The following is a 25932-nucleotide window of genomic DNA, read 5'->3' on the forward strand; positions in this document are numbered from 1 at the left end:
TTTAGCTCCCCCTGCGGGACGCGATGTAGCGTCCGACCATTTCGTCGATCTTGGCCGCGATGGCGCCGCGCTCCAGCACGACGCCGCCATCGGCCCATTCGATCCGGCAGTCGCCGGTGGCAATTTCCGGCTCGGCCAGGATCACCAGCCGGCCCTCGAAGCCGCTCTGCTTGGCGAGCCGCTCGATCTTCTCGCGCGCGCTGTCGTAGAGCGCATCGTTGATGCGGACGACGAGATGCGGCGTCGCGACCAGATGCGAGAAACAGTCCTTGACCAGCGCGATGACCTCGCCGAGCGGCTCGGCGGCGACGAGGTCGGCGCACAGCTTGCGCGCCACCGCGACCGCGACCTCGACCGCCTCGGTCTCCATCCTGGTCTCGATGTTGCCGATGCCGGCGGCGACACCGCGGATGGCGATGTTGATCTCTTCCATCGCGAGTGCGACGCGGCGGTCGCTCTCGGCCTTGGCCTCGCGCTGGCCGGCGGCAAAGCCGTCCTGATAGGCGCGGGCCTCGGCTTCTGCGACCTTCTGCGCGATCTCGGCCGCGGTCGCGGCCTTCTCGCGCGTCGCGCGCTCGGGCGCCGCGAAGTCGGTATCGAACAGGAATTTTGCCGGAGCGGCCATCAGTACACCAGCTCGTCGTCGGCGCGGTTCTTGGTCAGCATGATCTCACCCTTGGCGGCGAGGTCCTTGGCGAGATTGACCAGCAGCGCCTGGGCTTCGTCGACGTCGCGCAGGCGCACGGGGCCCATCGCCGCCATGTCGTCCTGGAGCATCTTGGCCGCGCGCGAGGACATGTTGCCGAAGAAGAAGTTGCGGACGTCCTCGTTGGCGCTCTTGAGCGCGACGCCGAGCTTGTCCTTGTCGACGTTGCGCATCAAGGTCTGGGCGGAGCCGGAATCGAGCTTCACCAGGTCGTCGAAGGTGAACATCAGCGCCTTGATGCGCTCGGCGGATTCGCGGTTGTCCTCTTCCAGCGAGGTGATGAAGCGGGTTTCGGTCTGGCGGTCGAAATTGTTGAAGATTTCCGCCATCACCTCGTGGGCGTCGCGGCGACGGGTCTGCGACAGGTTGGACATGAACTCGACGCGCAGCGTCTTCTCCACGCTCTCGATCACCTCCTTCTGCACCGCCTCCATCTTCAGCATGCGGTTGATGACGTCGAGCGCGAGCTCCTCGGGCAGGATGGCGAGCACCCGGGCGGCATGCTCCGGCTTCAGCTTCGACAGCACCACGGCGATGGTCTGCGGATATTCGTTCTTGAGGTAGTTGGCGAGGACCTCTTCCTGCACGTTGGAGAGCTTCTCCCACATGTTGCGCCCGGCGGGCCCACGGATCTCGTCCATGATGCCGTTGACGCGTTCCGGCGGCAGGTATTGCTGGAGCAGCCGCTCGGTGGCGTCGAAATTGCCCATCAGCGCGCCCGAGGCCGACATGCGCGAGACGAATTCGAGCAGCATGTCCTCGACGGTGTCGACCTCGACGGTGCCGAGCGTCGACATCTCCAGCGAGAGCTGACGCACCTCGTCGTCGTCGAGCAGGCCCCAGATCTTGCCGCCATATTGCTCGCCGAGCGCCAGCATCAGGATCGCGGCGCGCTTCGGCCCCGCTAGGCCCTGGGTTTTGGGACCGCCCTCACGGCTGCCGGCGCGCTGACCGAGCGTGGAGATCACGCTGGTGATGTCGTTCGAGTTGGCGTTTTGCAAGGTGGCGGCCATGTCAGATCACTTCTTGATGCGCTTGGCTTCGGTTATTTCGCCGGCTCAGTCAGCCATTGGCGGATGATTGCGACGGTTTCGTTGGGATTGCGTTCGGCGAGTTCGCCGACGCGGTGAACGGACTGGGCGTGGACCTGGCCCTGAATGGTGGCGACGTCGATGGCGCTGGTGCCGCCGCTCGGCAGCAGCGGCTGGCCGGCCGGCGCGGCCTCTTCCGAGGCAGCTGGGCCCGTCAGCACGCCGGAGATGGCGGCGGCGACCTCGTCGGAGGCGAGAATGCGCTTGACCAGCGGGCGGATCACCAGGAACAGCACGACGAGGCCGAGCAGCATCATCACGCCGAGCTCGACGAAGTACATGACGTCGTCCTTGGTGAACTGCAGCATGCCGAGGAAGCCGCCGGGTTCGCCGATCGGGGCGGTGGAGGGCGCGTCGGCGAAGCGCAGGTTGACGACCTCGACCTGGTCGCCGCGCTTCTGGTCGAAGCCGATCGCCGAGCGCACCAGCGTGGCGATGCGGTCGAGCTGCTCCTTGGTGCGGTCCTGATACGCCAGCTCGCCCTTGTCGTTCTTGCTGTAGATGCCGTCGACCAGCACCGCGACCGAGATGCGGTTAACCCGGCCGGCCTCGGTCACCTCGGTCTTGGTGGTGCGGGAGATCTCGTAATTGTTGGTCTCCTCGGTCTTCTTGCTCTGGTCCTTGGGCGCGACGCCGTTGTTCTGCTGGTTGCCGGGCAGCTCGTTGTTGACGGTGACCTGGCCGTTGTTGTCGGCGGTCATGCTCTGCTCTTCGCGGGTCTGGCTCGAGCGCAGCACGCGGCCCTCGGGGTCGAATTTGTCCGAGGTCTGGGTGACCTTGTTGAAATCGAAATCGGCAGAGAGCTGCACGCGGGCGCGGCCCGAGCCGACCACGGAGGAGACGATGTCCTCGACCTGCTTGCGCATCCGCTTCTCGAAGGCGATGCGGCGCTCCTCGCCGATGGCCTGCTCCGGATCGGTCTGGGCGCCGTCGGCGAGCAGCTGGCCGGCCTCGTCGACGATGGAGACCCGCTGCGGCTTCAGCCCGTTGACCGCGGAGGCGACGAGATGGCGGATGGCGCGGATCTGCTGGGCTTCCAGTGCGCCGCGGACGCGCACCACGATCGAGGCCGACGGTTCCGGCGCCTCGCGGGCGAACAGCGGCCGCTCGGGCAGCACCAGATGGACGCGGGCGGCCTGGATGCGGTCGATGGCCCGGATGGTGCGGGCGAGTTCGCCCTCCAACGCGCGCAGGTGGTTGATATTCTGGACGAAGGAGGTGGTGCCGAGCGCGTCCGACTTGTCGAACACTTCGTAGCCGACGCCGCCGCCCTTAGGCAGGCCGCCCTCGGCGAGCTTCATCCTGAGACGCGTGACCTTGTCCTTGGGCACCATGATGATGGAGCCCTCATTGCGGATCTCGAACTGGATGCCCTGGCGTTCCAGGTCCTTGATGATGCTGGAGGAGTCTTCGACGGACAGGTCCGTGAACAGCGTCGTCATCTGCGGCGTGGTGACGCGCATGATGACGAACGCAAAGAAGCCGATGAGCGCGGCGGTGACCGCGATCATTGCCCCGAACCGGGCGGCACCGATACTCTTCAGAAAGTCCGCAAGCCCTTGCAAGCAACCGCCCCACAGCTCCGGCCGCTTCACTGGAAAGGCCGACTGGGCAATTATTGCCTAGGTGATGGTTTCGATATGGTTAACGAAGGTTAAGAGGTCGGACAAAAGTGCATCATGAAAAAAATCGGCCTCGCAGAGCGAGGCCGATTTTCGTCAAAAACCGCAGAATTCCGGATCGCCTACTGGCGATATTGCTGGATGCGGGTGGTGCGAAGACCCGCCAGACCGTGCTGGTCGATGGAAAACTGCCAGGAGAGGAATTCGTCGACCGTCAGGGTATAACGGCTGCAGGCCTCCTCGAGGGAGAGAAGTCCGCCACGGACAGCGGCGACGACTTCGGCCTTGCGGCGGATGACCCAGCGTTTGGTGCCGGGTGCAGGCAGATCCGCGATCGTCAACGGACTGCCGTCCGGCCCGATGACGTATTTTACCCTCGGGCGATGGGGTTCTGTCATGGCGTACTCACAAACTCTCAACCACTGAACTCACGCCGTAACCGTAACCCCCGCGGCTTAAAAATCCGCTAAGCCTAAGGGTTCAATACAATTCTCGTTGAAACTTGCGGGAACGCGGCCGACTCGGCGGGCGGAAGACGCAATCTCGGCCGGCTGAGCGGGGCAGAAGGTAAATACTTTACTAACAAAGAGGGTCTGCCGAGGTGCCGCGGAGTCCCTCTCTTGTCATCCCGGGGCGCGCGGAGCGCGAGCTATGATGCGCAATTGCGCATCTGAGGATCCATAACCCCAGGAAGGGGTTTGACGAAGACTTGGGAAACCAGCTATGCGCTCCAACCACACCCTGTGGCTATGGATCCCCGCCCCCCGTGCGCAATTGCGCACTAGGCGGGGATGACACCGAACTTGTCGCTGCAGCGCTCCCTCAATTGCCCGTCGCAATGATGCTCTTGACCTGGCTCAGCGTGTAGCTGGCGCCGTCGATGGTGAGCAGCGGCGGCGACTGGGTCAGATCGACCGACGACACCACGCCCTGCACCTGCGCGGCGATGCCGACATTGTTGTTCGCGACGTCCTTGCCCGTGGCCGAGATCGTGTACTTGCCGTCGGGCCATTGCGTGCCGTCATTGCCCATGCCGTTCCAGGTGAAGGGGATGTCGTTGCCGGCGGCGGCGGTATATTTGCCGTTGAACACGGTCTGGCCGCTGGAATTGGCGATCGAGATCTCGACCGTGGAGTCGGTCGGCACGTTGAGATGCCAGGTCGCCGACGAATTCTTCATCGTCGCGGTCGAGCCGTCGACCAGCGCGGTCTTGCCGACGAAGCCCAGCGCCTGGGTCGCCTGCGTGGTCTGCTGCAGGGTGACGAGCTGAGCCAGCGATTCGTTGGTCTTGAGCTGCTGCTCGACGCCGGCGAACTGCACCAGCTGCTGGGTGAACTGGTTGGTATCGAGCGGATCGAGCGGGTTCTGGTTCTGCAGCTGCGTCGTCAGCAGGGTCAGGAAGGTCTGGAAATTGCCGGCGAGCGTCGACCCCGTGGTCGAGCTCATCGACGAATTCGACGAGGATTTCGGCAGGTCGGTCGTTCCGGAGACGACCGCGGGCGAAGTGGCGGCATTCGTGGTGGTCATTGCCAGATACTCCTCACACTCTGATGTCGACGCCGCTGCTCGATCCGAGCATGCGGCCATAGCCGCGCCCGATGGGCGCTGCGGGAACGCTGTCGTCCTCGCTGACGATCAGGCGGCGGGCATTGCCGCCATTGTCGTTGTTCTGGCCTGAGTGCTGACCCGATGAATTCTGGTCGCGCAGGCTGAAGGACAGACCGTTGCTGCCGGTCTTGAAGCCGGCATCGTCGAGCGCGCGCTGCAATTGCGGCGCGTCCTGACGCAGCATCTGCAGCGTCTCCGGCTTTTCCACCGTCAGATGCGAGGTGACGTTGCCGGCGCGGTCGATATTGATGCGGACGTCGATCTTGCCGAGCTCGGCCGGATCGAGGCTGATGTCGAACCGCGACTTGCCGGAGCGAATGGCGGCCGCGATCTCGATCGGGATGCCGCTGATCGGCACCGCCGTAGTGTGGGTCGCCGCGGTCGCGGTCAGCGTCGCGGTGGAGGCGGTGGCGGCCGAGGTCGCATTGGTCAGCGGCGCCTGCACGGCGGAAGCGGCCTGCGCGCTGGCTTCGGTCGGAGCGATCGTGGCTTGCGGGCCGGCATGCGCCGGCGCGGCCGGCGTGCCCTGGACCGGCTCGGCGGTGCGGTCGGCGGGGCCCGCCTTGGCGTCGGTCGCGAAATTATCGGCCTGCGGCTTCAAGCCTTGCGCATGGGCGGCGTTGGCGGCGGGTGCCTGCGCGGCGACGTTCGCCTTGCCGGTGTCCTGGCCGATATTCGAGATGTCGGTCTGGGCCTGCGCCGTGGCGGCATCCTTGAACGCGGTCTTGGGCGTGCCCTGGCTGACCGCGGCGATCAGTCCGCCACCAGCTTTTCCATCGGTCGAGGCGGTCTCGGTCGTGCCGGCCGCGGCCTCGCCGAGCGTTGTCGTAGTCTCGGCGTCGACCTCGGCGCCTGCGGCCTTGGCGCTCGCCGTGGCGGTATCGGTCTTGGTGCCGGCGATCTGGGCCGCGATGGAGGCGCTGGCGGCAAGACCTGCCGCGGCGATCGCGAGCGGCGCGGCGGCGGCATCGCCAGCCTGGTTCGCAGCTGCATTCGGATCGACCGGCACGACCGGCGCGGCAACGATGATTCCGGGGTCGGGCAGGGCGGTCTGCGCCGTAGCGGGCGGCGCGGCAACAGCCGCCTCGGCGGCGGCGGTGAGGACCTCGGTGCCATCAGTCGCGGCGCTCGCGGTCTCGTCGGGTTTCTCCTCCGATTTGGCGTCCGCCGTTTCGGACTTGTCCTTGACCTTGCCGGCGTCCTTGGCCGGATTGCCGGGCGCCTCGCTGTCATGCTCCGCCGGCGCAGACGCGTCGGTGTCGTCGCTCGCCTTGCTCTGCGAAGTCTGGTCCGTGGACGAGGTGTCGCGCGACGGCCGCTCGGTCGCCGGGGAGGACGAGGTCTGCTCGCTCCGGCGCGGTGCGCTGTCCTGCGCCGGCGCGTTGTTGCCGCTGGCCTGCGTGTTGCTGTCGACCAGCGAGCCGAAAGCCTCGCTCGCCGGCGTGTCCTTCGGGGCTTGCGACCGGGCAGGCTTCTGCTGCGCGCTCTGGATTTGCACGCTTGCCACGACATCTGACATCCGACCGACCACAGGCAACCCCTTGCAAGCAACTTCGCATCAAGAGGGAGCAAGGAGCGGGCCAGCGCCCCAACTCGAAGATTTCAGTAATATAATCAACGTTTTGGCGACGTGGATGCATTGCCGGGCCGCCGGCCCCGACCCCGCCATTTCTGCCGCCCCGGCAAGAATTGCCCTAAGCGGGGGCCCGCGTGATTGCTTCACCGGAATGCCGCCTATATTAAAGAGGTTACTCTCAGCCGCCTTCGACTTGGGCAGTCGTGCTCTTCGGGAACCAAGGTTCCGGGAGATCGCCGCCGTCCCCGGAGAAAGCACAGCAATCGCGGATCGCGCGTCGCCGCCGTCACAACGCTTTAGGGCCCATGCTCAACAGTCTGGATCTCGAAGGCCGTCCCGAGGACACCAGGGTCGTCGTCGCCATGTCGGGCGGCGTCGATTCCTCGACGACGGCTGCGCTCTTGAAGGCTGAGGGCTACGACGTCGTCGGCATCACGCTGCAGCTCTACGACCATGGCGCGGCCACCCATCGCAAGGGTGCCTGCTGCGCCGGCCAGGACATCCACGACGCCCGCGACGTCGCCGCCAAGCTCGGCATTCCCCATTACGTGCTCGATTACGAGGACCGCTTCCGCGAGTCCGTCATCGACAATTTCGCCGACTCCTACGCGCTCGGCGAGACGCCGGTGCCCTGCATCGAGTGTAACCGCAGCGTCAAGTTTCGCGACCTCTTGAAGACCGCGCGGGAGCTCGGCGCGCAGGCGCTCGCCACCGGCCATTACGTCGCCTCGCGCCGCCGGGGCGACGGCTCGCGCGCGCTGGTCTGCGCGGCCGACGCCGACCGCGACCAGAGTTACTTCCTGTTCGCGACCACGCAGGAGCAGCTCGACTTCCTGCGCTTTCCGCTCGGCGACATGACCAAGCCCGAGACGCGCGAACTCGCCCGCCGCTTCGGGCTTGCGGTCGCCGACAAGCACGACAGCCAGGACATCTGCTTCGTGCCTACGGGGCGCTACACCGACGTCATCACGCGGTTGCGTCCCAATGCGATGGACCCCGGCGACATCGTCGATCTCGAGGGCCGCGTGCTCGGCCGGCACAACGGCATCGCCAATTTCACCGTCGGCCAGCGCCGCGGCCTCGGCATCGCAGCCCATGCGCCGCTGTTCGTGGTGCGGCTGGACGCGGTGACCCGCCGCGTCGTGGTCGGCCCGCGCGAGGCGCTGAAGATGCACCGCATCAGCTTGCGCGACGTCAACTGGATCGGCGACGGCGACATCGACCGCGCCATCGGAAGCGGCCTTGAAATGTTCGTGCGCGTGCGCTCCACCCGCAGCCCGCAGCCGGCCTGGCTGCGCGGCAGCAATGGCCGTTACGAGGTCGAGCTCGTCGCCGGCGAGGAGGGCGTCTCGCCGGGACAGGCCTGCGTGTTCTACGACGCGGCGAGCGGCCAGGCCCGCGTGCTCGGCGGCGGCTTCATCCAGAGCGCCGCGGCCAAGGCCAGCACGGGCACATCGCGCCCGCTCGCGGAAGCCGTGCGCGGCTGAGCGCGATGAGATTGAGCCCAACTGTCACCGCAGCCACGGTGCGCCCCCTCTCCCGCTTGCGGGAGAGGGTTGGGGAGAGGGTGCTTCCGCGATGGGATACTCCCGATGCGGAGAGAACCCTCACCCGCGCCTTCGGCGCGACCTCTCCCGCACGCGGGAGAGGCACTAGACCTCCCGCGGGGCGGGATCCGTTCTCACCAACAAACACACCTTAGAGAATCTTCGCGCAAGGGCAGGGGGCATGGCAGCAGACATCTCGCGGGCCGGGGTCGAGAAGGCCTATGGCCGCTGGGCGCCGGTCTATGATCTCGTGTTCGGCAAGGTGTTCGACGCCGGCCGGCAGTCGACCATCGCGGAGGCCGACCGCATCGGCGGCCGCGTCCTCGACGTCGGCGTCGGCACCGGTCTTTCGCTCTCCGAATACGCGCGCACCACCAAGGTCTGCGGCGTCGACATCTCCGAGCCGATGCTGCGCAAGGCGCAGGCGCGCGTGCGTTCGCTCCGTCTCTCCAACGTCGAAGTGCTCTCGGTGATGGATGCGAAGAACCTCGCCTTCCCCGATGATTTCTTCGACGCGGTGGTGGCGCAATATGTCATCACCGCCGTGCCCGATCCCGAAGGCACGCTCGACGAGTTCATGCGCGTGCTGAGGCCTGGCGGCGAGCTGATCCTGGTCAATCACATCGGTGCGGAAAGCGGCCCTCGCAAGCTGTTCGAGCTCGCCTTCGCGCCCATCGCCCGCCGCCTCGGCTGGCGCCCGGAATTCCCGTGGGCCCGCCTCGAGGGCTGGGCCAAAAAGCACGGCGGCGTCGCGCTCACCGAGCGCCGGCCCATGCCGCCGATGGGTCATTTTTCGCTGATCCGCTACCGCAAATCGTGATTGCCACCTGCGGGAACAGGGGGCCTCGCGCGCGCGTTTCCTACCCATGCGCACGAGAAACCTCATTGTTGCGGGCCTCCTGATCGCCGCCTCTGCACCAGCGATCGCGCAGGCCCCGCCCGCCCCGGCGACGCCGCCGCAAGCGACCGCGCCGCCATCCCCGCAACGCGCCGCCGGCTGTGCCCCATCCGATCGGCTGGCGACCACCCCCGACGGCACCACCACCGGCCAGTCCCGGGAACCGCTCGGCGACAAGCTCGCCAAGACCGACGGCGTGCTCTGCCCGCCCGCGGGCATCGATCCTGACATGCACGCCCCCGCGCCCAGCACTGGCGGCAACACCCCGGTGATCCCGCCCCCCGGCAGCCCCGGCGGCGACCCCAATGTGAGGCCGAAATAAGGACGCTTCCCTTCGCCTCTCCCCGCCGGGGAGAGGCCGGAATCCGCGCGACGCGCGGATTCCGGGTGAGGGGGACCATCCACGAGTCTGGCGCTCCAAAAAATCGCAAATTCTGGTGAGAAATCGGGCCGAAGCGGGCTTGTCGCGCCGAAGCTTTAGCGAAGGCGGATTGACTTACCCCCGCCCCCTTCCTTATATGCCGCGCGTTCGCGAGATCGGCCTTGTTCGCCGCCGCGATCCCTGTGGCGGGGTAGCTCAGCTGGTTAGAGCACGGGAATCATAATCCTGGGGTCGGGGGTTCGAGTCCCTCCCCCGCTACCACCTTTCCCCACACTCCTTTCACGCGGTTTGGGTAGGCCTTTTCCCCGAGCAGGGCGTTCAGCCGGCCTGCTATCTCCACGACTACACCGCCTAGGCGTTCTCGATCACGGAACACAGTGACCGTCTCGACCAGGTCTCTGATCGCTTCTGCGGCCTCTCCGTCACCCGCATTGATACCTTTACCCAGTGCTTCTTCAAGTTGACCGAGTTGCTCTTCATATCGTTTGAGTATGGCCGGATGCAGCGCCACTTCCTTCGGTGCGGGTGGTTCGCTCTGTAAGTCCTCAAATATCCGGTTCCTTTCGGCATCTAAGGCAGTTGATCTCGGGCCGAGAACGGATGGATCGCCATGCCCCTTCGCAATCGCATCCACCAGTCGTTCGATTTCCCGGTTTAGTTGGCCAAGCTGCTGCTTAAGGCGCTGCCGTTTTGCATGTGATGTGGCTGCGAGGCGCTTCCGCTCCTCAAGATACGTTCGCACGTATTCCGAGATAGCTTTCGGCGCGCGCAATTCGGCCTTTAGACCGTTGAGGACCGCGCTCTCGACAGTATCTAAATAAAAAGTCTTGGCGTCCGGACACGTGGCGCTTTCGGTCGCGGCCGAGCAGCGAATGCGAACGCGACCTGATTTGTCCCGCCCATTGGTTGCCATGCCGGAGCCGCACGAGCCGCAACGGAGCAGCCCAGATAGCATCCGGCGAGGCCGTCGTTGATGGCTGGGGTGGATATGCCTGCGCTTTTCTTTGCGTTGCTGAGCAGCTGTGAATAGCTCTAGATCGACAATCGCAAGATGCGGCACATCAGCAATTTGCCAGTCACTCTTAGGATTTGGCCGTGAAAGGCGCTTTCCCGAGTCGGGATCTTTCACCATCCTGACTTTGTTCCAGACGAGGCGCCCTAAATAAAGCTCGTTCTGCAGAATGCCTGCACCCCTCTCGAGATTGCCATTGATGGTGGAGGCATTCCATGTCCGACCTCGCGGAGGTGATACCCGCTCCCTGTTGAGATCATGCGCGATTTCGCGAGGCGTCCGACCGTCAACGTATTCCTGGAAGATGCGCCGGATCACTTGCGCCTCGGCCTCTACGATGACTCGTTCGCCGCTCTTTCCGGCGACCGCAGCATATCCGTATGTTAGGCCACCTCCGGCCAAACCTTGCTTGACTCGACCGGCTTGACCACGCCGAACCTTGTGCGCGTTGTCCTCGCGATAGAGTTGTCCGACGAGGCCGCGCAGACCAACCAGAACTGTGTTAACGACGCCCTCGTGGACCGCACGGATCTCGATGCCAAGAAATGATAATCGCTTGTGGATTCCTGCCAGATCTTCCATGTCACGAGAGAGGCGATCGAGCGCTTCGACAATCACTACGTCAAAAGATCTCTCACGCGCGTGGTCCAACATGCGCAGAAGGCCTTCGCGCCCCATAACCGAGCCGCCTGAACGAGCTCGATCTTCATAAGTGCTGATGACGCTTAAGCCTTCGCGCTCGGCATAGCTTTGGCAAAGTGAAAGCTGATCTTCAATTGATCGCTCATTCTGAAGATCCGTTGAGAATCGAGCATAGATCGTCGCTCTTTTCCCTGTCGCTTCGATTTGCGAGCTCTCTTTCATGATCTTCCCTCGCGGCCAGACGAGCAAGTACGCGTGCGAGCCCTAAGATCGCCTTGTCTGGATTCGTCTGCAAGGACAATTTGCGATGTGCGTCCTGCACGATCGAACCTCTAGGTCATGTCGCAACTCAACGAGGTGCACGCACCTGCGCTGAGGCCTGGCCAGGAAATGTCCGCCTTGGTGATCATGCCGAGCATCATGCTCCGGCGGCGCCCAAGCGGAACGGCCGCTATGAGCTCGTCGAGCAATCGGACATCGTGGCGAAGAAAAAGGATGGACCATGGAACGGCTGCGCCCGCCGACGTGCTCAATGCTGGGAAGCGGTATGCTCGGCTCCTTGCGACCTAGGTCATAGTAGAGCGACTCCGGCCTCGTCATGTGCAAGGGCGCGCAACAAGGGAACGGGCATTAACCGCTTGAACATCCGGCGCGACGCGTTGGAGGCGTCCGTACTGAGCGGTCTACGCACGCATCTCATGGAACCCGAGCTGTGCAAGGAATTCTGCCAAGAGTTTACCCGGGAGGTGAATCGGCTGAGGATCGAGCGCGGGGCCGATATCGAGGCGCAAAGGCGTGAACTTGAACGTACTGTCCGCGAGCTGATGCAGCGTTCAGCCGGCACTCAACCAATTTCGCGTTTTCAGCTCAGTCACCGCTCGGCGGAAGCACTAATGAACTAGTTCTCAAAAAGGCGCAAAGTCTTGTTCAGCGAGAAGGATGTTGGCGTACCGTTGCTGCGCGCCGCGGCCACGCCGGAAGCCACCGTCATATCCACACCCGAGAGCGTCATCAGCCGCCGAATGACCGGATTGGACATCGCTTCACGCACGATACCCGCCTCGACCTCCCTCAACGGAACCCTAGATTAGATCGATCTGCGCCAGGTGCCGCTCGATTGCGGCACGCTCGTCGGCAGGGACTATCTGGGCGGCGATCCACCCGCGGCCGCTGATCCCTACAAGGTTGAGGTGTGGACAGGGCGGAATGAGGTGGGCGTGAAGGATCGACTGAATGAGGTTCTTCAAGCGTACCCGCTGACGCACGAGCTGCGTACGGCGCGCCACTTGGCGTCGCAGGGCCATAGTGCGCTGATCGGGTACCCAAACCTCCGGAATCCGGTGGCGTACAACTTCGCGAGCACACGGCATCAATCGCATCCGTCTTGATCTTTGCGTGCGCGATCAACCGCACCTGCTTCGGGTTGGCGATGACAACACGGTCGACATACGGTGCCAGAACTTCGACAACGGCCGCGGCATTGCCGGTCGCCTCGACAACCACATGATCGTCATGGGTGAGTTCCTTCCTGGCGAAAGCCCCCCAAGCTGTCACGGGTCATGGGAATGCGGCCGAGCTTCGTTAGGTGTCCCTCGAGCAGCGCCACGGCCTCGGCCGCCGCTCGCAGATCAGGCCGGCGAACACAAGGATCGGAAGCGAGGCCCGGCCAACGGAGGCTAACCAGCCGGACCTCGCTGCCGCTGATCCCGGAGAGGAACGAGGTGAAACATCGCATAGAATGCGTGCCGTTTTTCGTCTTAGTTACGGATCATTTCGCCGGAAAGCATCGCTTGAGGTCGGCTAGGCTACGGCGGTGTGCGCCTCAACACGCACCACTCATCCGAAGCCCCAGCCGCGCCAGCCTCGGCTGGGGCTTGAGCGCACACGGCGGCGGAGCTACGCGTCCACGGCGACGAGCTATGATCGGCAAGTCCGATCATGATCGAGCTGATTCTGATAATGGCGGCAATCGGCATCGCGCTGGTCGAAACAATCGCCGCCTGGTTCGAGACCAAGGCCGTGCTTGAGCAAGGGCAACTCTCAGGCCAGTCAGCACGGCCTGACTCGCCACCGGACAGCGGATCATAATTTCTGACCCATCGAACTCGGCTGCAACTAAGCCTTGCTATATATTCATGACAGCGCGCAGTGTGAGGCTCAGAGATGAGAAAGAGCGACGTAATATGTTCCTGCTGCGGCGCCGGTTTTCGTCGCCTCGAATTATCATCACAGCCCGGGAAGAAAGGCGAGTATCGCAGCCCGGCCTGTGATAGCTCGCTAGAGATTCTCAACGGTAGCAAGCTGGTCTGCTACCGGCTCACCATTGAGCCGTCCACCAGGGCTATGCGCGATTAAGACAAGGCGCATGCTTGCGTTGTGCTCGCTCGAGCCCTGCTATCCTGCTCGCACTTATCGGCGTCCCTAGACTAGAGAGTTGTTAACAGAAGCCGCTTCAGCTGGTGCGCTGAGGCCGCTTGCCCACCGTTCGCCCGGCTCGCGGACAAAGCTCGTGGCTCGGCATTCGCGGTTCCGGCACTTGCGCACGCGACCCTCACACCTCGGATTCCCTTTTTTGGCTGCGTCCGCCGCTCGGTCGCAGGTGCGATATCAGGCAGTGCAATCACTATGATCGGGCGACGAATGCCCACTTTCGGTCGGGTAAGCCAGTGGTGCGACCAGTAAGTCATGATTGTTCTCAACCCGGGGCCGACTCTTAATCAGCGGCCCGGTCGGAGTTCGCTTATGGAACAAGCTTAGAAATCTCCTGTTCAATTAATCGCAATAATCGGGTGTTGCGCCTCCTCGATTTCACCTTACAGCTCCGCCTGTTCAAAGGGCAGTCCCTGAGCTTTCGAGTGGATGCCGGAGAGATCAGGATGAAAGGGCTCGGTGCCTACAATTACAGGGTCGGCACGTCCCGGCTTTTGGACTGGCAAGGCTGCGACGTGCTGTGCCCAGCGTTCGAGCGCCTCGCGCATCTCGGCCGCATACCGAGCGCGGTTATATACCCCGGCAACGCCGGCCCGGTGGCCGCTGACATGGTTTAAGATCGCCTCCACAATGTGCGGCAACACGCCAAGCCGGTCGGCCATAACCGTAGCCGCTGATCTCCTAAGATCGTGAACTGTCCAATGGGGCAGGGGCTCGCCCATGGCTTTCGCAATCCGAGCATCGAGTGCCGTCTTCGACTTTGACCAGCCGGAGAACCCACGATGGGGGTCACCGCTGCGTTGGGGTCCGTCACCAAAGAGGAAGTCTCGGCCGTTTCGGCGGTGCGGGAGCAGGGCTAAGGCAGCGGGTGCCAATGGCACCGAGTGCTCGCGATGGTTCTTCGTTCGGGCGCTTGGCAGCGTCCAGAAGCGCCGGAACGAGTCGCGCGGCGCGAGTTTGTCGAGGAGCTCGGCCCGAGTGCTTCGCTTGGTCCGCTCCGGCCGCTGGGCGAGGTCCGACAGCGAGGAGGCAAGCGCGTCATCGCACTTGCCGGAGAAGGCCATTTTGACCCGGCGGCGCTGACCAGCAATACCTTCGATATCGAATGGCCGCCACGAAGCGGCCGACGGCAAAGCTTTCCCGAAGTCGACCGCGCGGAATGGTTCGATATCGAGTTCGCGCGGACGAAGATGCTGTCTGCTCAGGTAGAACTTCTCGATCGTCTTTTGGCGATCACGGCTGAGAGCGACGGGAAATGATGTTCAGGATTGGAATCATTTCCGACACGCACGGCCTGTTGAGGCCCGAGGCGGAACGAGGCCTGGCGAGTGTCGATCACATCATCCATGCCGGCGATATCGGGCGCCCCGAGATCGTCGACGCGCTTCGCCGGATCGCGCCCGTCACGGCCATCCGCGGAAACGTGGACAGCGGCGAGTGGGCCCACCAATATCCCGACACGAAACTCGTGTGTCTGGCCTCACTGTCCAGTCCCGTGTCACGCTCAGTGCGTCGAAGCGCTTCGACGATCGATCCGAGGCACGGTTGCGAGGTGCCGCCCGAAAAGGCATCCATGGCGGCATCGACTGCATCGACGCCGGCTTCGCAAGCGGCGAGGACGGTCGCCGCTGATATTCCCGAAGTGTCGTGCGTGTGGAAGTGAATCGGAAGTCCCACGCCCTCCTTGAGCGCCTTGACGAGGATTCGAGCCTGTTGGGGTTTCAGGAGTCCCGCCATATCCTTCAAGCCGAGGATGTGGGCACCTGCCGCCTTCAGCTCTCTCGCCCGGTCGACATAGTATTTCAGGTCGTATTTCGGTCGCGCGGGATCCAGCAGGTCGCCCGTATAGCAGATTGTGCCTTCGCACACCTTGTTCGCCTCGATCACGGCGTCCATGGCCACCCGCATGTTCTCAACCCAGTTGAGCGAGTCGAACACGCGAAAGACGTCGACTCCGGACTTTGCTGCCCGCAAGACAAAGCTGCGAACCACATTGTCGGGATAGTTGGTGTGCAGGAGCATTTGGGTGAGGATATTCGGGATCGCGGCCCGAAGGTCGCGCAACCGTTGCCATGGACATTCCTGAAGGAAGCGATACGCCACATCGAAGGTCGCGCCGCCCCAGCATTCGATGCTGAAGAGTTGAGGGAGGTTTGCGGCATAGGCGGGCGCGATCCGGAGCATGTCGATCGAACGCATTCGCGTGGCAAGCAGCGATTGATGCCCGTCGCGCATCGTCGTGTCGGTGATCAGCACCCGCTCCTGAGCGGATAGCCAGTCCGCCAGGGCCTGCGGTCCGTCCTTTTCGAGAATGTCGCAGGTGCCGGGAGCGATAACGCCTCGTGGCGGGGGCGGCCTGGGCTCGGATATCCCTGTCGTCGGCTTTGGGCGCTTCTTGGTCTCGGGATGTCCGTTGACCGTGACGTCCGCGATATAAGTCAGGAGCTTGGTCGCTCTGTCGCGCCGTTTTGTGAACCTCAGCAACCCAGGTGTAGTGTCAATGAACTGAGTCGTATACCCGTTGCTCCGGAATTGCGCGTCGTTGAGAAGGTTCACGAGAAACTCGATGTTGGTGCTGACACCCCTGATACGAAACTCGCGGAGCGCGCGAAGCATCCGGTTGGTCGCAAGGTCTTCTGTCGGAGCCCAGGCTATCACCTTGACTAGCAACGAGTCGAAATGTCGTGTGATGACGGCGCCGGAATAGGCGGTGCCGCTGTCCAAGCGGATGCCCATTCCCGTAGCCGAGCGGTAGGCCGCGATACGACCGTAATCGGGGATAAAGTTGTTCTGTGGATCCTCCGTGGTTACACGGCACTGCAAGGCATGCCCAGTGAGCCGAATGTCCTCCTGTCTGGCGACACCTGTTGCTTCGGCAAGCGTAGCGCCTTCCGTCAGCAACATCTGCGCCTGCACGATGTCGATACCGGTGACTTGCTCCGTTATCGTGTGTTCGACTTGGATGCGCGGATTGACTTCGATGAAATAAAATCTCTCGGAGTCCACGTCCATCAAAAATTCGACCGTTCCGGCACATCGATAACCGACGTGCAGGCATATGCGCCTCGCAAGCTCGCATACTTCGGTACGTTGTTCCGCTGAGAGATAAGGTGCAGGGGCGCGCTCGACCACTTTTTGGTTCCGGCGCGCTGAACGCTGCAGTCGCGCTCGAAGAGATGAAAGATGTTGCCGTAGCTGTCGCCGAGGATCTGGACCTCGACATGGCGCGCCCGCTCGATCAGCTTTTCCAGATGTCCTTCTCCGTTTCCGAAGGCGGGTTCGGCTTCGCGGCGGCCTTCGAGAACTTTGGACTGAAGTTCTTCGGGGCTATAGACTGTACGCATTCCCCGACCACCGCCGCCCCAGGACGCCTTCAGCATCAGCGGATATCCGATGTCGGATGCCTCCTTGCGGATAGCGTCGAAATCGTCGCCTAAGACACCAGTTGCCGGCACGACGGGTACGCCGGCTTCGATCGCAACGCGACGAGCGGAGGCCTTGTCGCCGAGAAGACGCATCGTTGCGGCCGTTGGCCCGATGAAGGCGATGCCGGCAGCCTCGCACGCCTCCACGAGTTCGGGACTCTCAGAGAGAAGTCCATAGCCGGGGTGGATTGCGTCCGCACCCGACGATCGCGCAACGCGGATGATCTCGGGGATCGAGAGATAGGCGCCCACGGGCGACATCCCCCGACCGATCAGATAAGCCTCGTCGGCCTTGAACCGATGCAATGAAAGCCTGTCTTCTTCGGCATAAATCGCAACCGTCGTCTTGCTCAACTCGGTCGCCGCGCGCATGACGCGAATTGCGATTTCGCTTCGGTTTGCGACCAGGATCTTGTTGAACTTGCGCACGTTCAAGCATCCTCTTGCTCAAGGTTGTTGGAAAGGAAAACGGGCACGACAACTGACGCCGTCGTGCCCGTCACTATGCTTTTCCTGCTAGACGGATGGCGTCGCGAAAGTTCGTAACGTCCGATGCTATGGCAAATTACATCGTGATAGCTATTTTTCCGAAGTGTGCGCCACTCTTCATGTAGTTAAAGGCGCTTGCGGCCTCGGACAGATCGAACGTCTTGTCGACGACCGGTTTGATGCCAGCCGTCGCGATCGCGCGATTCATGTCGACGAAACCACGCCTCGAACCAACAGCGATCCCATTGATATTCACCAAAGGGCCGATCAGCTGTCGGATGTTCAATTCCGTCGAATAGCCAGCGACAAACCCGACGACACTGATCGTCCCCCCAAAAGCAACGGCGCTCAACGACTTGCCCAAGGATGATCCAATGGTCTCGACCACGATGTCTGCACCGCGGCCGTTGGTGAGCCGTTTCACTTCGACATCCCATTCCGGACTGGTGCGATAGTTGACGCCAAAGTCGGCCCCAAGCGCTTTCGCTCGCGCCAGCTTTTCGTCGGACGACGACAGAATGGTAACTCTGGCTCCGGCCAGCTTCGCAAACTGAAGCGCGAAGAGCGAAACACCCCCAGTTCCTTGGAGGAGAACGTCGTCGCCGGATTTGATGTTTGCTTCGTTCAGAGCTGACCACGCTGTAAGACCAGCGATGGGAAGCGTGGCGGCCTCCACGTCGGTCAAGTGCGAAGGAGGCGTCACCGCGTCCTCTTCCGGGATGACGATGTAATCCTGAAGAACGCCGGCCAGAGGTGCGCCAAGTGTACGCTTCGCGCGTTGCTCCGGAGTAGGTTTGCCGTCGTGCCAGCCCTGGGTGTAGATGGGGACGATTCGATCTCCCTTCTTGAACCGGCTGACGCCAGGCCCGATCTCGGCCACGGTGCCGCACGCATCGGAGGCGGGGACATAGGGTAACGGAAGGCCCTTGATGTAGTCACCGCCCAGTACGGCCAAGTCGCGATAGTTCAGCGTCGCCGCCCCTACCTTGACCAACACCTCTCCCTTTCCGGGCGTTGGAATAGGGACCTCGGTCAATTTAAGGCCTGAGATCTCGAACTGGTGAGCTTGCATAGCCCGCATTGTCGCCGACATGATTGTTCCTCGTCTTCTTGCGGCTCCGAGCTATTGGATCAGAGCCGCCCGGTTAACGATCAAGCGTGCTTGATCACGAGTGTCTTGAGGTTCGAATAGTCGTCCATCGCCACAAGTCCCTTTTCGCGTCCATGACCGCTCTTGCCAGTGCCTCCGAAGGGCAACTCGATGCCCGCACCCGCCCCGTAACAGTTCACGAATACCTGGCCGGAGCGCAGCCGCTTCGCAAGATGCATTTGTCGGCCGCCATCCCTCGTCCAAACCGCTGCAACAAGGCCGAATTCAGTTCCGTTGGCGATGCGGACCGCATCATCTTCGTCATCGAACGGAATGGCGGCTAGCACGGGACCGAACACCTCCTGTTGCGCCAGCTCGTGATCCGTCGGCACGGGCCCGAATAGCGCGGGCTTGACGAAGAACCCGCCCGGCTCGACTCCTTCTGCAATCTGGCCTTCGGCGAGGAGGGGGAGACCGCTGGCGGTGGCGCGATCAATGAAGCCAAGGACGGTCTTCCTCTGTCCGGCGGTGATGATCGGACCGCAGTCGAGATCCATCTCCGGGCTGCCGACCCGCACGGCCTTGAAACGGTCGCTAAGCCTTGCGATGAACTGGTCGAAGATACGCTTTTGAACAAGCACACGGCTTCCGGCGGAGCAGGTTTGGCCGCTATTCTGAATGATCGCGGCACAGATGGTTTTGCTAGCCGCATCGAAATCGGCATCCTCGAACACGAGCTGAGGCGACTTGCCGCCGAGTTCGAGCGTGCAATTGATGTAGTTGTCCGCAGCCAGCTTCTGGATCTTCTGCCCAACCTCAGGGGAGCCCGTGAACGAGACGAAGTTCACACCGGGATGGGTCGTAAGCGCCACCCCAACTTTGCTTCCAAATCCGGTCACGATATTGATCGCGCCATCGGGAAGCCCAGCTTCCGTCGCGAGCTCCGCGAGGCGTAGAATGGAGGCGGATGCGGCCTCGGCCGGCTTGAGGACCGTTGCGTTGCCGACGGCCAGCGATGGAGCAAGTGTCCGGCCGAACATCTGGGCGGGGTAGTTCCAGGGAAGGATGTGACCGGTCACACCTTTCGGCTCGCGCACGACGGCAACGAAATGGTCGTTGAGGTAGGGAATCGTGTGTCCATAGACCTTGTCGGTTGCGCCGCCATAGTACTCAAAATACCGTGCAACCGCGTTGATGTCATTTCTCGCCACCGTCATTGGCTTTCCGGTGTCGCGCGCTTCGATGGCGGCAAGCTCCTCCCTTTTTTCGAGGATGCGCTGCGAAATGGCGATCAGAATGCGGCCCCGCTCCGCCGCGGTCAATTTGCCCCATGCGCCGGTTTCGAAGGCGCTGCGGGCTGCCTTGACGGCCAGATCGACATCCTCAACAGTGCCCGCCGCGATCTTGCCGTAGGCCTTTCCTGTGCTGGGATCGATCATATCGGTCGTCTCGCCATTGGATGCGCCGACCCATTTGCCACCAATGAAGTGCTTCGACATGATGTCAACTCCTGTCTGTTGCCGCCACGGTCTAGAAGCACGGGCAGGAGAACGCACTCAATGGTGTCTATCATCTACCTGCTATTACGTTGCCCTATGGGGCGCCATCATATGGTGCACGCCCTTTGATCCACGCCCATTTGATCGCGTCTGACGGAGATCGATCCGAACTCACTCTCGCCGTTAGTTTCCAACTTGCGGGTCGGACGCGAGTTCTCCGGCGTTCTCCTTAGTAAGGACCTTGGTTTCGAGGTCGATCCGGGCTTTGGGCTTGCCGCCAGTCAGGGTGGTAACCATGGCATTCATGCCCCCATAACCCATCCTGAAGGGATCCTGCACGATGACGCCCAAAAGCTTTCCCTCCGTTATCAGGTCGTACGCGCGTGCACTCAAGTCGAAAGGTCACGAGCTTGACATCCTGACGCTTCGCTGCCTCTAGGGTCGCGGCGGCCCCTTGCGCTACGATTTCATTTTCGAAGAAGACCCCGGCGATGTCGGGGCTCTCGACCAGAACATCCTCCATCGTGCGCCGGCCTTCTTCGAGGCTCAGCTTGATCACCTTGCGCGGAAGCACCATAAGACCAAGCGCCTTGGCCTCTGTCTCGAAGCCTCGTACACGAGCTTGCACGTTGTCGTTCGCCAGTCCAAAGTCGAAGACGATGACCTTCGCACCCGGCTTGACATTCTTCGCCATCAGCTGCGCGGCTTGTCTGCCGCCCGTCACGTTGTCGGTGATGATGAAGGACTCCCATGATCCCGATTGCAGACCGATATCGGTGACCATTACAGGGATGTGGTTCGCATTGAACACTGTCTTGACCGGCTCGGCGAGAACAATGCCGTCGCCGGGAAAGAGCAGGAGATCGTTGATTCCTTGTGTATGGAGGTCTTCGAGGTCGGCCACTTGGCGGGTGGTATCGGTATTGCCGCCATTGGTGACGATGAGGTCGATGTCCACCCCCTTGGCCTTCCATTCCTCCATGGCCTTCCGCGCTCCGGCGACCTGTGTTCGCGAGAACGGAATGGTCCCCCAGAATTGCGAGTAGCCGACGGACAATTTATCCGCGGCATCAGACGGGCCGGTGGATATGCCAAGGGCACATATGGCGGCCAGCAGCCGGGCGCGGCGAACCGCCGTCGGTTTGATCATCAATTCCTCCAACAATTTGTATTGCGAAGCTATGGGCGAGAAGGTCGCCGTTGCTCGCGCGACATCGCTTCGCATCTAACGATTGAAGTCCTGAAGGAGGCTACCGTGTTGTACTTCTGGCCGTGATTGGCCTGCGCACTAGCTCGTGTTCCGATGCCCTGCATCGATGCTTATCCAAGGCGTCGCTTTGACGACTACTTCGCGGCCTGCGCCAGCGAGAGTTCTTTATTCACCTGGACGAGTCTCGGAGACAATCTCGTGAGGCTGTCATCCGCAGCGCTTATCCGGGACCGCTTCACGCGCGTGGCAAGCCAATCACCCCGGCCGATGAGATCCCACGCGATGTTTGTCAGTGTTTCGGCGGCCTTAACTGACGCGCGCGTGACGAATTGGGCCGGATTGCGCGCCAGGAATATCCCGCGCCGGAAGACGGGCTTAACGATCCGCGCCGCAGACAACTCGCCTCGCTTTAGTTCGTCGGAGATGGCTGCGTGCGCAAGCAAGGTGTAGCCATGGCCGCCCTGCACCAGCTGCTTGATGACGGTGAGGGAGTTGATCTCGTGTTGGACCTTGAGTTTCAGCTGGGATGAGCGCGCTCGCTCGTCGACGAAGCGCCGAAGGCCATGTTGTCCTGTCGGCAAGACAAGGGGGAAAGTGTCGACTGCACTGAGATCAATAGCCTCATCTGCAAAACCGTGGCGGTCGCAGTGCCTGAATGCGCTCGGCGGGCCCACCAGAAAGAGCTCCTCGACGGCGATTTGCTCCAGTAACAGATGCCGGCTGTCTTGAATTCCGTAAAGAACGCCGACGTCGAGGTCACCCTTTGTCAGCCACTCGCGGATATGCCCTGACATCGCCTCGAATAGTCGCAGCTGCACGCGGGGCGTTTCATGTGCAGCCGCAGCAATGAGGGGGGCGCCGATCAATGTGGCAAAAGAGCTCGGCAGGCCTATCGTGACCTCCGATCGGACATAGCTATCCTCGGCCTTGATCTCATCCCGAGCACGATCGATGTCCGCGATGATGTTGCGGGCATGCTCGCGGAAAACCTGTCCGGCCTCGGTGAGCACGACCCCGCGTGACGTTCGCTGAAAGAGCTTCGAGCCCAATTCCTCCTCGAGCCGGAGAAGCATCTGGCTCAACGAGGGTTGGGCAATATCCAGGCGCTCGGCGGCTCCGGTCACCGAGCCCGTCTCTGAGATAACCAGGAAGCATTTAAGTTGGCGCTCGTCCATTGCGCCGCCCTCTGAATTAACGATCCGAGTCTAACGCGCCTTGCCGCCTAGCCCATCGTCGGCCGGCCAAATGAATCGCTCCTCATAGGCGATGACTCCGCATATCGTAGAGGTGAAGTTGGGGAGATCGGCCAACAATGTCTTCCCTTCGGGGCTCGACAGGGACGCGTCATGGGCCTCCTTGCTTTCGAACCAGAGCTCCGAAAAGCCGTCATAGGCCGCGCTAGGATAGATATCGCGATCAATGAAGTTGATGGCGTAGCGTTTGAGCCCGGGAATCTTCTGGCACAGCTCCGCATGAACGGTTCGCCAATGCTGGACGAACTGCTCCTTCGTCATGTCTTCGCGCTTTGTGAGAAAACCTACACGTTTCGCGTACTTCGCGGTCACGTTGTTAACCTCCCGATGCTGATTTTTGTCGCCAACTACAGACGTCTTGTCCGAAGCCGTTACGATAGTTGGCGACTGATGGTTATTGGAAATTCTTCTAGGTTGGAATTGAAGCTAGGCCATTTTCCAGACGAACGAGAAGCGGTATGTTCCGAATGAAGCGTTCGTCAGAGCCGAACGCGGTACAAACCGATGGCGGAATATGCGTTACGATCTGGTCGATTTGAGAGTGTTTCTCGCGGTGCTCGACGAAGGAAATCTGTCGCGCGGTGCTCAGCGATGTAACCTGGCGCCATCCTCTGTCAGCCAACGCATTAGGCAGCTTGAGGATACTCTCGGTACCGTCCTTCTCGAGCGAAACCGCGAGGGGGTCAGCCCCACGCCTGCCGGTACAGTTCTAGCTGACTACGCTCGTAAGTCGTTCGAGCTGCTTGAGCAGATGCATGCCGATATGCTGCCCTTCTCTGCCGGTATGCCCGGAAGGATCACACTGTTTGCGAATACCAACGCCGTTAATTCGTTTGTCCCGGATGATCTTGCAGTCTTCTTCAAGCATCATCCATCGGTTCGCATCGCACTCGAAGAGAAGAACAGCCACGACATACTTGCGGCGGTCGCAGACCGTCGAGCCGATGTCGGGATCGTCGCGCTTCAAGCCAACCATAAGGAATTAACGTTCTTTCCGTATCGTGATGACGATCTGGTTGTCCTCGTGCCGCTAAGCAGCCCGATCAATAGAGGCAGGCCGGTTCGTTTTGAGGAATGTCTTCGCGAGCCATTCGTTGAACTGCAGCGAGGCGCCGCGATAAACACGTTCCTATTGAGCCATGCTGCAGCTCTTGGCGCCACGCTCGATATCCGCGTGCAGGTTCCCGGCTATCAGGCCGTCGTTCATCTTGTCGCATCAGGGGCTGGCGTCAGCGTTGTGCCTCGCTCGGCTGTTGAGAAGGAAGACGAGAAGCGGCTGGCGGTGTTGCCTCTGGCGGAGCCGTGGGCGCAGCGAAACCTGCGAATTTGCGTCCGGCAAGATGCACCGGCCAACCATCACCGCGACGAGCTCGTGAGGATCCTTGTCGATTGCGCTGCGGCAGCAGCGACTCCAGCCTAGTCGCAATATGCTCGTCTTTTTTCGTGGGCGAAGGCATAGAACTGCGGCCGTCACGGTCTACCTAGTGCACATCGAGTCGCTTTGCGACCTGGCGCAAGGGGACACGCGTTCGGCGCCGATTGGCTGAGTGATCGGCGAGGCAGGTTCGGGATTTCTAGCTGAGGGTTCCCCACCCCCATGAACGGGGATGGGGGTGGCTCCTGTCGTGGTGCGTCCCAGGGACTACCACAGATGCTTACCAATGCGCAGTGCGCCGACGGTCGCGCGACACGATTTCAAAGCCGATAGACACGCAGGGCGTTATCATGAAAGAGCTTCTTCTTGTCGGTGTCGGACAGGTCCTTCACGATCTCGAAGAAAGCCTCGTAGATCCGGTCGAAGCTGGCGTAGATCTTGTCGACCGGGAAGTTGCTTGCAAACATGCACCGATCGACCCCAAAGTAGTCGATCGTCTTGAGGACGAACGGCCGGATGCTTGCGACCGTCCAGTCAGGGTCGACCATTCCGAGGCCTGAGATCTTGGCGTGGACGCTCGGAATGGACGCCAGAGCCCGCATGCCGTCTTGCCAGCTCTGAACGCCCTCAGCATCCCGTTGAAGGGGCATTCCGGTATGGTTCAGGATGATAGTCGTGTCCTCGTGGTCACGGGCAACGCGGGCTGCGTCCATCATCTGGTGAGGATAGAGTTGAAGGTCGAAAGAGAAGTCGTGCTTCTTGAGCAGGCCAAAGCCCTTCAGCCACCTCGGGTCTCGCAGCAGGTCTGAACGGTCGATGAAGCTGTAACGAGGGTCGGGATGCCAGTTCAGGATCTGGCGGATACCGCGGACCGCCTTGCTTTCCGCGTGGCTTTCAAGAACGCTATCGGCATTGTCGGCCTCCAGATCCGCGTGGGCTATGATGGCCGTCGGGAAGCCCGTCTTGTTTTTCATATCCTGAAGCCAACGTGTCTCGGCGAGAATATCGGCCGAGAGCGCGTCGAGATGGACGTCCTTCACGACATTCCATCGCTTGGAGTCCTCGCGGTAGTCCGCGAGTGAGTAAGACTTCATGATGGATCGGAGGCTACCTGCGATCGGAGCCACCGGCTCGCCGGCTTGGCAAAGCCAGGGATAGGAATAGTTTTCGAGATCCCAGAGGTGATGATGGGGGTCGATGATGGCGCTGACGGACATGACGTCTCTCCAATCGAAATGAATCTATCTATGGGTCAGCCCGCAACGTACCCGCCATCGACCATCAGGATATGGCCGGTAATGAAGGCGGCATCGTCGCTTGCGAGGAAAACCAGGGCCTTTGCGACTTCGTCGGGTTCGGCCCATCGCTTCATCGGATGAGCGGCTTTCACTGCATCGGCGCCTGCCTTCGGGTCGGGAAGACCATTCAGATAACGCGTGAGGAACGGCGTATTGATGGCTCCCGGGCCAACTGCATTTACGCGCACACCCGATCCGGCATACTCAACGGCCAGTTGCCGTACCAGCTGCAGAACGGCGCCTTTTGAAGCACAGTAAGCCGCCTGGGAAGGTAGTCCAACGACGCTGGAGATGGAGCCGGTCGCCGTAATCGATCCCTTCTTGGCGGCGAGCATGTTCGGAAGGGCCCGCTTTGCGGTCAGGAAGAATGACTTCGCGTTCCCCGCGAGGACCGCATCCCAGTCTTCCTCGGCGGTTTCGTGCAGCGCCTTCGCAATCATGTAGCCAGCGTTGCTGATGAGGGCTTGAACGGCACCGAACTTGTCCTCACCAGCACTGAAAATCTTCTCGACATCGGCGCTCTTCGACACGTCGCCGGTGATCGTCGTGATCCGTGCGCCGGAGAAGTCCTTCTTCAGGTCATGAACCTGATCGGCAATGTCCGTCGCGATGATCTTGGCATCGTTCTCAGCAAGCTGACGGATGACTTCCATGCCGACGCCTCCGGCAGCTCCCGTCACGAGCACGACGCAATCCTTCATACCATTCCCTTTTACCTGCATGAGCTAGTCCTCCCAAAGGTTAATGTGAGGATGCGACGTAATCCCAGGTGGTGCGCA

Annotated in this window: 22 protein-coding genes, 1 tRNA gene and 3 pseudogenes; 9 read left to right on the top strand and 17 right to left on the bottom strand. The window is 61.9% G+C overall.

What is annotated here, in order from left to right; translation table 11 throughout:
- Position 1: 1 nt before the first annotated feature.
- The 6 genes from ACVWYQ_RS29770 to ACVWYQ_RS29795 form a co-directional block, all read right to left on the bottom strand.
- A complete protein-coding gene (locus ACVWYQ_RS29770) occupies positions 2–625 on the bottom strand; it encodes a FliH/SctL family protein (RefSeq protein WP_036043750.1) in 624 nt (207 codons plus the stop codon).
- A complete protein-coding gene (gene fliG / locus ACVWYQ_RS29775; protein ID WP_157287380.1) occupies positions 625–1719 on the bottom strand; it encodes a flagellar motor switch protein FliG in 1095 nt (364 codons plus the stop codon). Before fliG ends, ACVWYQ_RS29770 begins: the two co-directional genes overlap by 1 nt.
- Positions 1720–1751: 32 nt before the next feature.
- Entirely contained in the window at positions 1752–3362 is a 1611-nt protein-coding gene (gene fliF / locus ACVWYQ_RS29780; RefSeq protein WP_271541323.1) for a flagellar basal-body MS-ring/collar protein FliF, read from the bottom strand.
- Between the two features lie 179 nt (positions 3363–3541).
- Positions 3542–3817, bottom strand: coding sequence for a CtrA inhibitor SciP (gene sciP, locus ACVWYQ_RS29785; RefSeq protein WP_002714638.1), 276 nt, complete (start codon positions 3815–3817; stop codon positions 3542–3544).
- Positions 3818–4241: 424 nt separating this feature from the next.
- On the bottom strand, positions 4242–4946 hold the full coding sequence (locus tag ACVWYQ_RS29790) for a flagellar hook assembly protein FlgD (protein ID WP_271541325.1): 705 nt from the start codon (positions 4944–4946) through the stop codon (positions 4242–4244).
- Between the two features lie 13 nt (positions 4947–4959).
- Positions 4960–6558, bottom strand: coding sequence for a flagellar hook-length control protein FliK (locus ACVWYQ_RS29795; RefSeq protein ID WP_271541327.1), 1599 nt, complete (start codon positions 6556–6558; stop codon positions 4960–4962).
- 350 nt (positions 6559–6908) lie between these two features.
- Between ACVWYQ_RS29795 and mnmA the strand changes: the two genes are divergently transcribed.
- The 4 genes from mnmA to ACVWYQ_RS29815 all read left to right on the top strand — a co-directional run bounded on the left by mnmA (position 6909) and on the right by ACVWYQ_RS29815 (position 9691).
- The gene (gene mnmA / locus ACVWYQ_RS29800) at positions 6909–8090 is read left to right on the top strand and encodes a tRNA 2-thiouridine(34) synthase MnmA (protein ID WP_271541330.1); all 1182 of its coding nucleotides are present in this window, start codon (positions 6909–6911) and stop codon (positions 8088–8090) included.
- A gap of 241 nt (positions 8091–8331) precedes the next feature.
- Complete coding sequence (locus ACVWYQ_RS29805; protein ID WP_271541332.1) at positions 8332–8970, top strand: class I SAM-dependent methyltransferase; 639 nt, start codon at positions 8332–8334, stop codon at positions 8968–8970.
- Positions 8971–9016: 46 nt separating this feature from the next.
- On the top strand, positions 9017–9370 hold the full coding sequence (locus tag ACVWYQ_RS29810) for a hypothetical protein (protein ID WP_271541335.1): 354 nt from the start codon (positions 9017–9019) through the stop codon (positions 9368–9370).
- 244 nt (positions 9371–9614) lie between these two features.
- Positions 9615–9691: transfer RNA gene (locus ACVWYQ_RS29815), tRNA-Met, on the top strand.
- On the opposite strand, the gene ACVWYQ_RS29820 is transcribed toward ACVWYQ_RS29815, so the two are convergent.
- Positions 9648–11306 carry a recombinase family protein gene (locus ACVWYQ_RS29820; protein ID WP_456727214.1) on the bottom strand — a complete coding sequence of 553 codons (1659 nt, stop codon included), beginning with the start codon at positions 11304–11306 and terminating at the stop codon, positions 9648–9650. The genes ACVWYQ_RS29815 and ACVWYQ_RS29820 overlap by 44 nt on opposite strands.
- Positions 11307–11722: 416 nt before the next feature.
- On the opposite strand from ACVWYQ_RS29820, the gene ACVWYQ_RS29825 reads away from it, so the two are divergent.
- Positions 11723–11986 (top strand): hypothetical protein, encoded by a 264-nt coding sequence (locus tag ACVWYQ_RS29825; protein WP_456726625.1) that lies wholly within the window; start codon positions 11723–11725, stop codon positions 11984–11986.
- 59 nt (positions 11987–12045) lie between these two features.
- Here the strand turns inward: ACVWYQ_RS29825 and ACVWYQ_RS29830 are convergent.
- Positions 12046–12711: pseudogene (locus tag ACVWYQ_RS29830) on the bottom strand (IS110 family transposase); the annotation flags it as partial.
- A gap of 311 nt (positions 12712–13022) precedes the next feature.
- Between ACVWYQ_RS29830 and ACVWYQ_RS29835 the strand changes: the two are divergent.
- The gene (locus ACVWYQ_RS29835; protein WP_456726626.1) at positions 13023–13172 is read left to right on the top strand and encodes a hypothetical protein; all 150 of its coding nucleotides are present in this window, start codon (positions 13023–13025) and stop codon (positions 13170–13172) included.
- A 725-nt stretch (positions 13173–13897) separates the two neighbouring features.
- On the opposite strand, the gene ACVWYQ_RS29840 is transcribed toward ACVWYQ_RS29835, so the two are convergent.
- A complete protein-coding gene (locus tag ACVWYQ_RS29840; RefSeq protein ID WP_456726627.1) occupies positions 13898–14176 on the bottom strand; it encodes a hypothetical protein in 279 nt (92 codons plus the stop codon).
- 231 nt (positions 14177–14407) lie between these two features.
- Between ACVWYQ_RS29840 and ACVWYQ_RS29845 the strand changes: the two genes are divergently transcribed.
- Together ACVWYQ_RS29845 and ACVWYQ_RS29850 are read left to right on the top strand one after the other, a co-directional pair.
- The gene (locus tag ACVWYQ_RS29845) at positions 14408–14773 is read left to right on the top strand and encodes an NUDIX domain-containing protein (protein ID WP_456726628.1); all 366 of its coding nucleotides are present in this window, start codon (positions 14408–14410) and stop codon (positions 14771–14773) included.
- Positions 14770–15003 (top strand): annotated as a pseudogene (locus tag ACVWYQ_RS29850) (metallophosphoesterase family protein); the annotation flags it as partial. The gene ACVWYQ_RS29845 and the pseudogene ACVWYQ_RS29850, both read left to right, overlap by 4 nt.
- Here ACVWYQ_RS29850 and ACVWYQ_RS29855 read toward each other — a convergent pair.
- The 6 genes and pseudogenes from ACVWYQ_RS29855 to ACVWYQ_RS29880 all read right to left on the bottom strand — a co-directional run.
- A pseudogene (locus ACVWYQ_RS29855) lies at positions 14955–17311 on the bottom strand (pyruvate carboxylase); the annotation flags it as partial. The pseudogenes ACVWYQ_RS29850 and ACVWYQ_RS29855 sit on opposite strands and share 49 nt — an antisense overlap.
- A 193-nt stretch (positions 17312–17504) precedes the next feature.
- Entirely contained in the window at positions 17505–18521 is a 1017-nt protein-coding gene (locus tag ACVWYQ_RS29860) for a zinc-dependent alcohol dehydrogenase family protein (RefSeq protein ID WP_456726629.1), read from the bottom strand.
- Between the two features lie 59 nt (positions 18522–18580).
- Complete coding sequence (locus ACVWYQ_RS29865; RefSeq protein WP_456726630.1) at positions 18581–20017, bottom strand: aldehyde dehydrogenase family protein; 1437 nt, start codon at positions 20015–20017, stop codon at positions 18581–18583.
- Between the two features lie 229 nt (positions 20018–20246).
- Positions 20247–21167, bottom strand: a complete 921-nt coding sequence (locus tag ACVWYQ_RS29870; RefSeq protein ID WP_456726631.1) for a substrate-binding domain-containing protein — start codon at positions 21165–21167, stop codon at positions 20247–20249.
- A gap of 194 nt (positions 21168–21361) precedes the next feature.
- Entirely contained in the window at positions 21362–22402 is a 1041-nt protein-coding gene (locus ACVWYQ_RS29875; protein ID WP_456726632.1) for a LysR family transcriptional regulator, read from the bottom strand.
- A 30-nt stretch (positions 22403–22432) separates the two neighbouring features.
- Positions 22433–22792 carry an EthD family reductase gene (locus ACVWYQ_RS29880; RefSeq protein WP_456726633.1) on the bottom strand — a complete coding sequence of 120 codons (360 nt, stop codon included), beginning with the start codon at positions 22790–22792 and terminating at the stop codon, positions 22433–22435.
- Between the two features lie 202 nt (positions 22793–22994).
- Here ACVWYQ_RS29880 and ACVWYQ_RS29885 point away from each other — a divergent pair, with 202 nt between their 5' ends.
- Positions 22995–23900, top strand: a complete 906-nt coding sequence (locus ACVWYQ_RS29885) for a LysR family transcriptional regulator (protein WP_456726634.1) — start codon at positions 22995–22997, stop codon at positions 23898–23900.
- Positions 23901–24175: 275 nt separating this feature from the next.
- Here ACVWYQ_RS29885 and ACVWYQ_RS29890 read toward each other — a convergent pair whose 3' ends face one another.
- Positions 24176–25072 (bottom strand): amidohydrolase family protein, encoded by an 897-nt coding sequence (locus tag ACVWYQ_RS29890; RefSeq protein ID WP_456726635.1) that lies wholly within the window; start codon positions 25070–25072, stop codon positions 24176–24178.
- A gap of 35 nt (positions 25073–25107) precedes the next feature.
- Positions 25108–25875: an SDR family NAD(P)-dependent oxidoreductase gene (locus ACVWYQ_RS29895; RefSeq protein ID WP_456726636.1), complete on the bottom strand. Its 768-nt coding sequence runs from the start codon at positions 25873–25875 to the stop codon at positions 25108–25110.
- Between the last annotated feature and the right edge of the window lie 57 nt (positions 25876–25932).

Source organism: Bradyrhizobium sp. USDA 3397 (genome assembly GCF_054060965.1).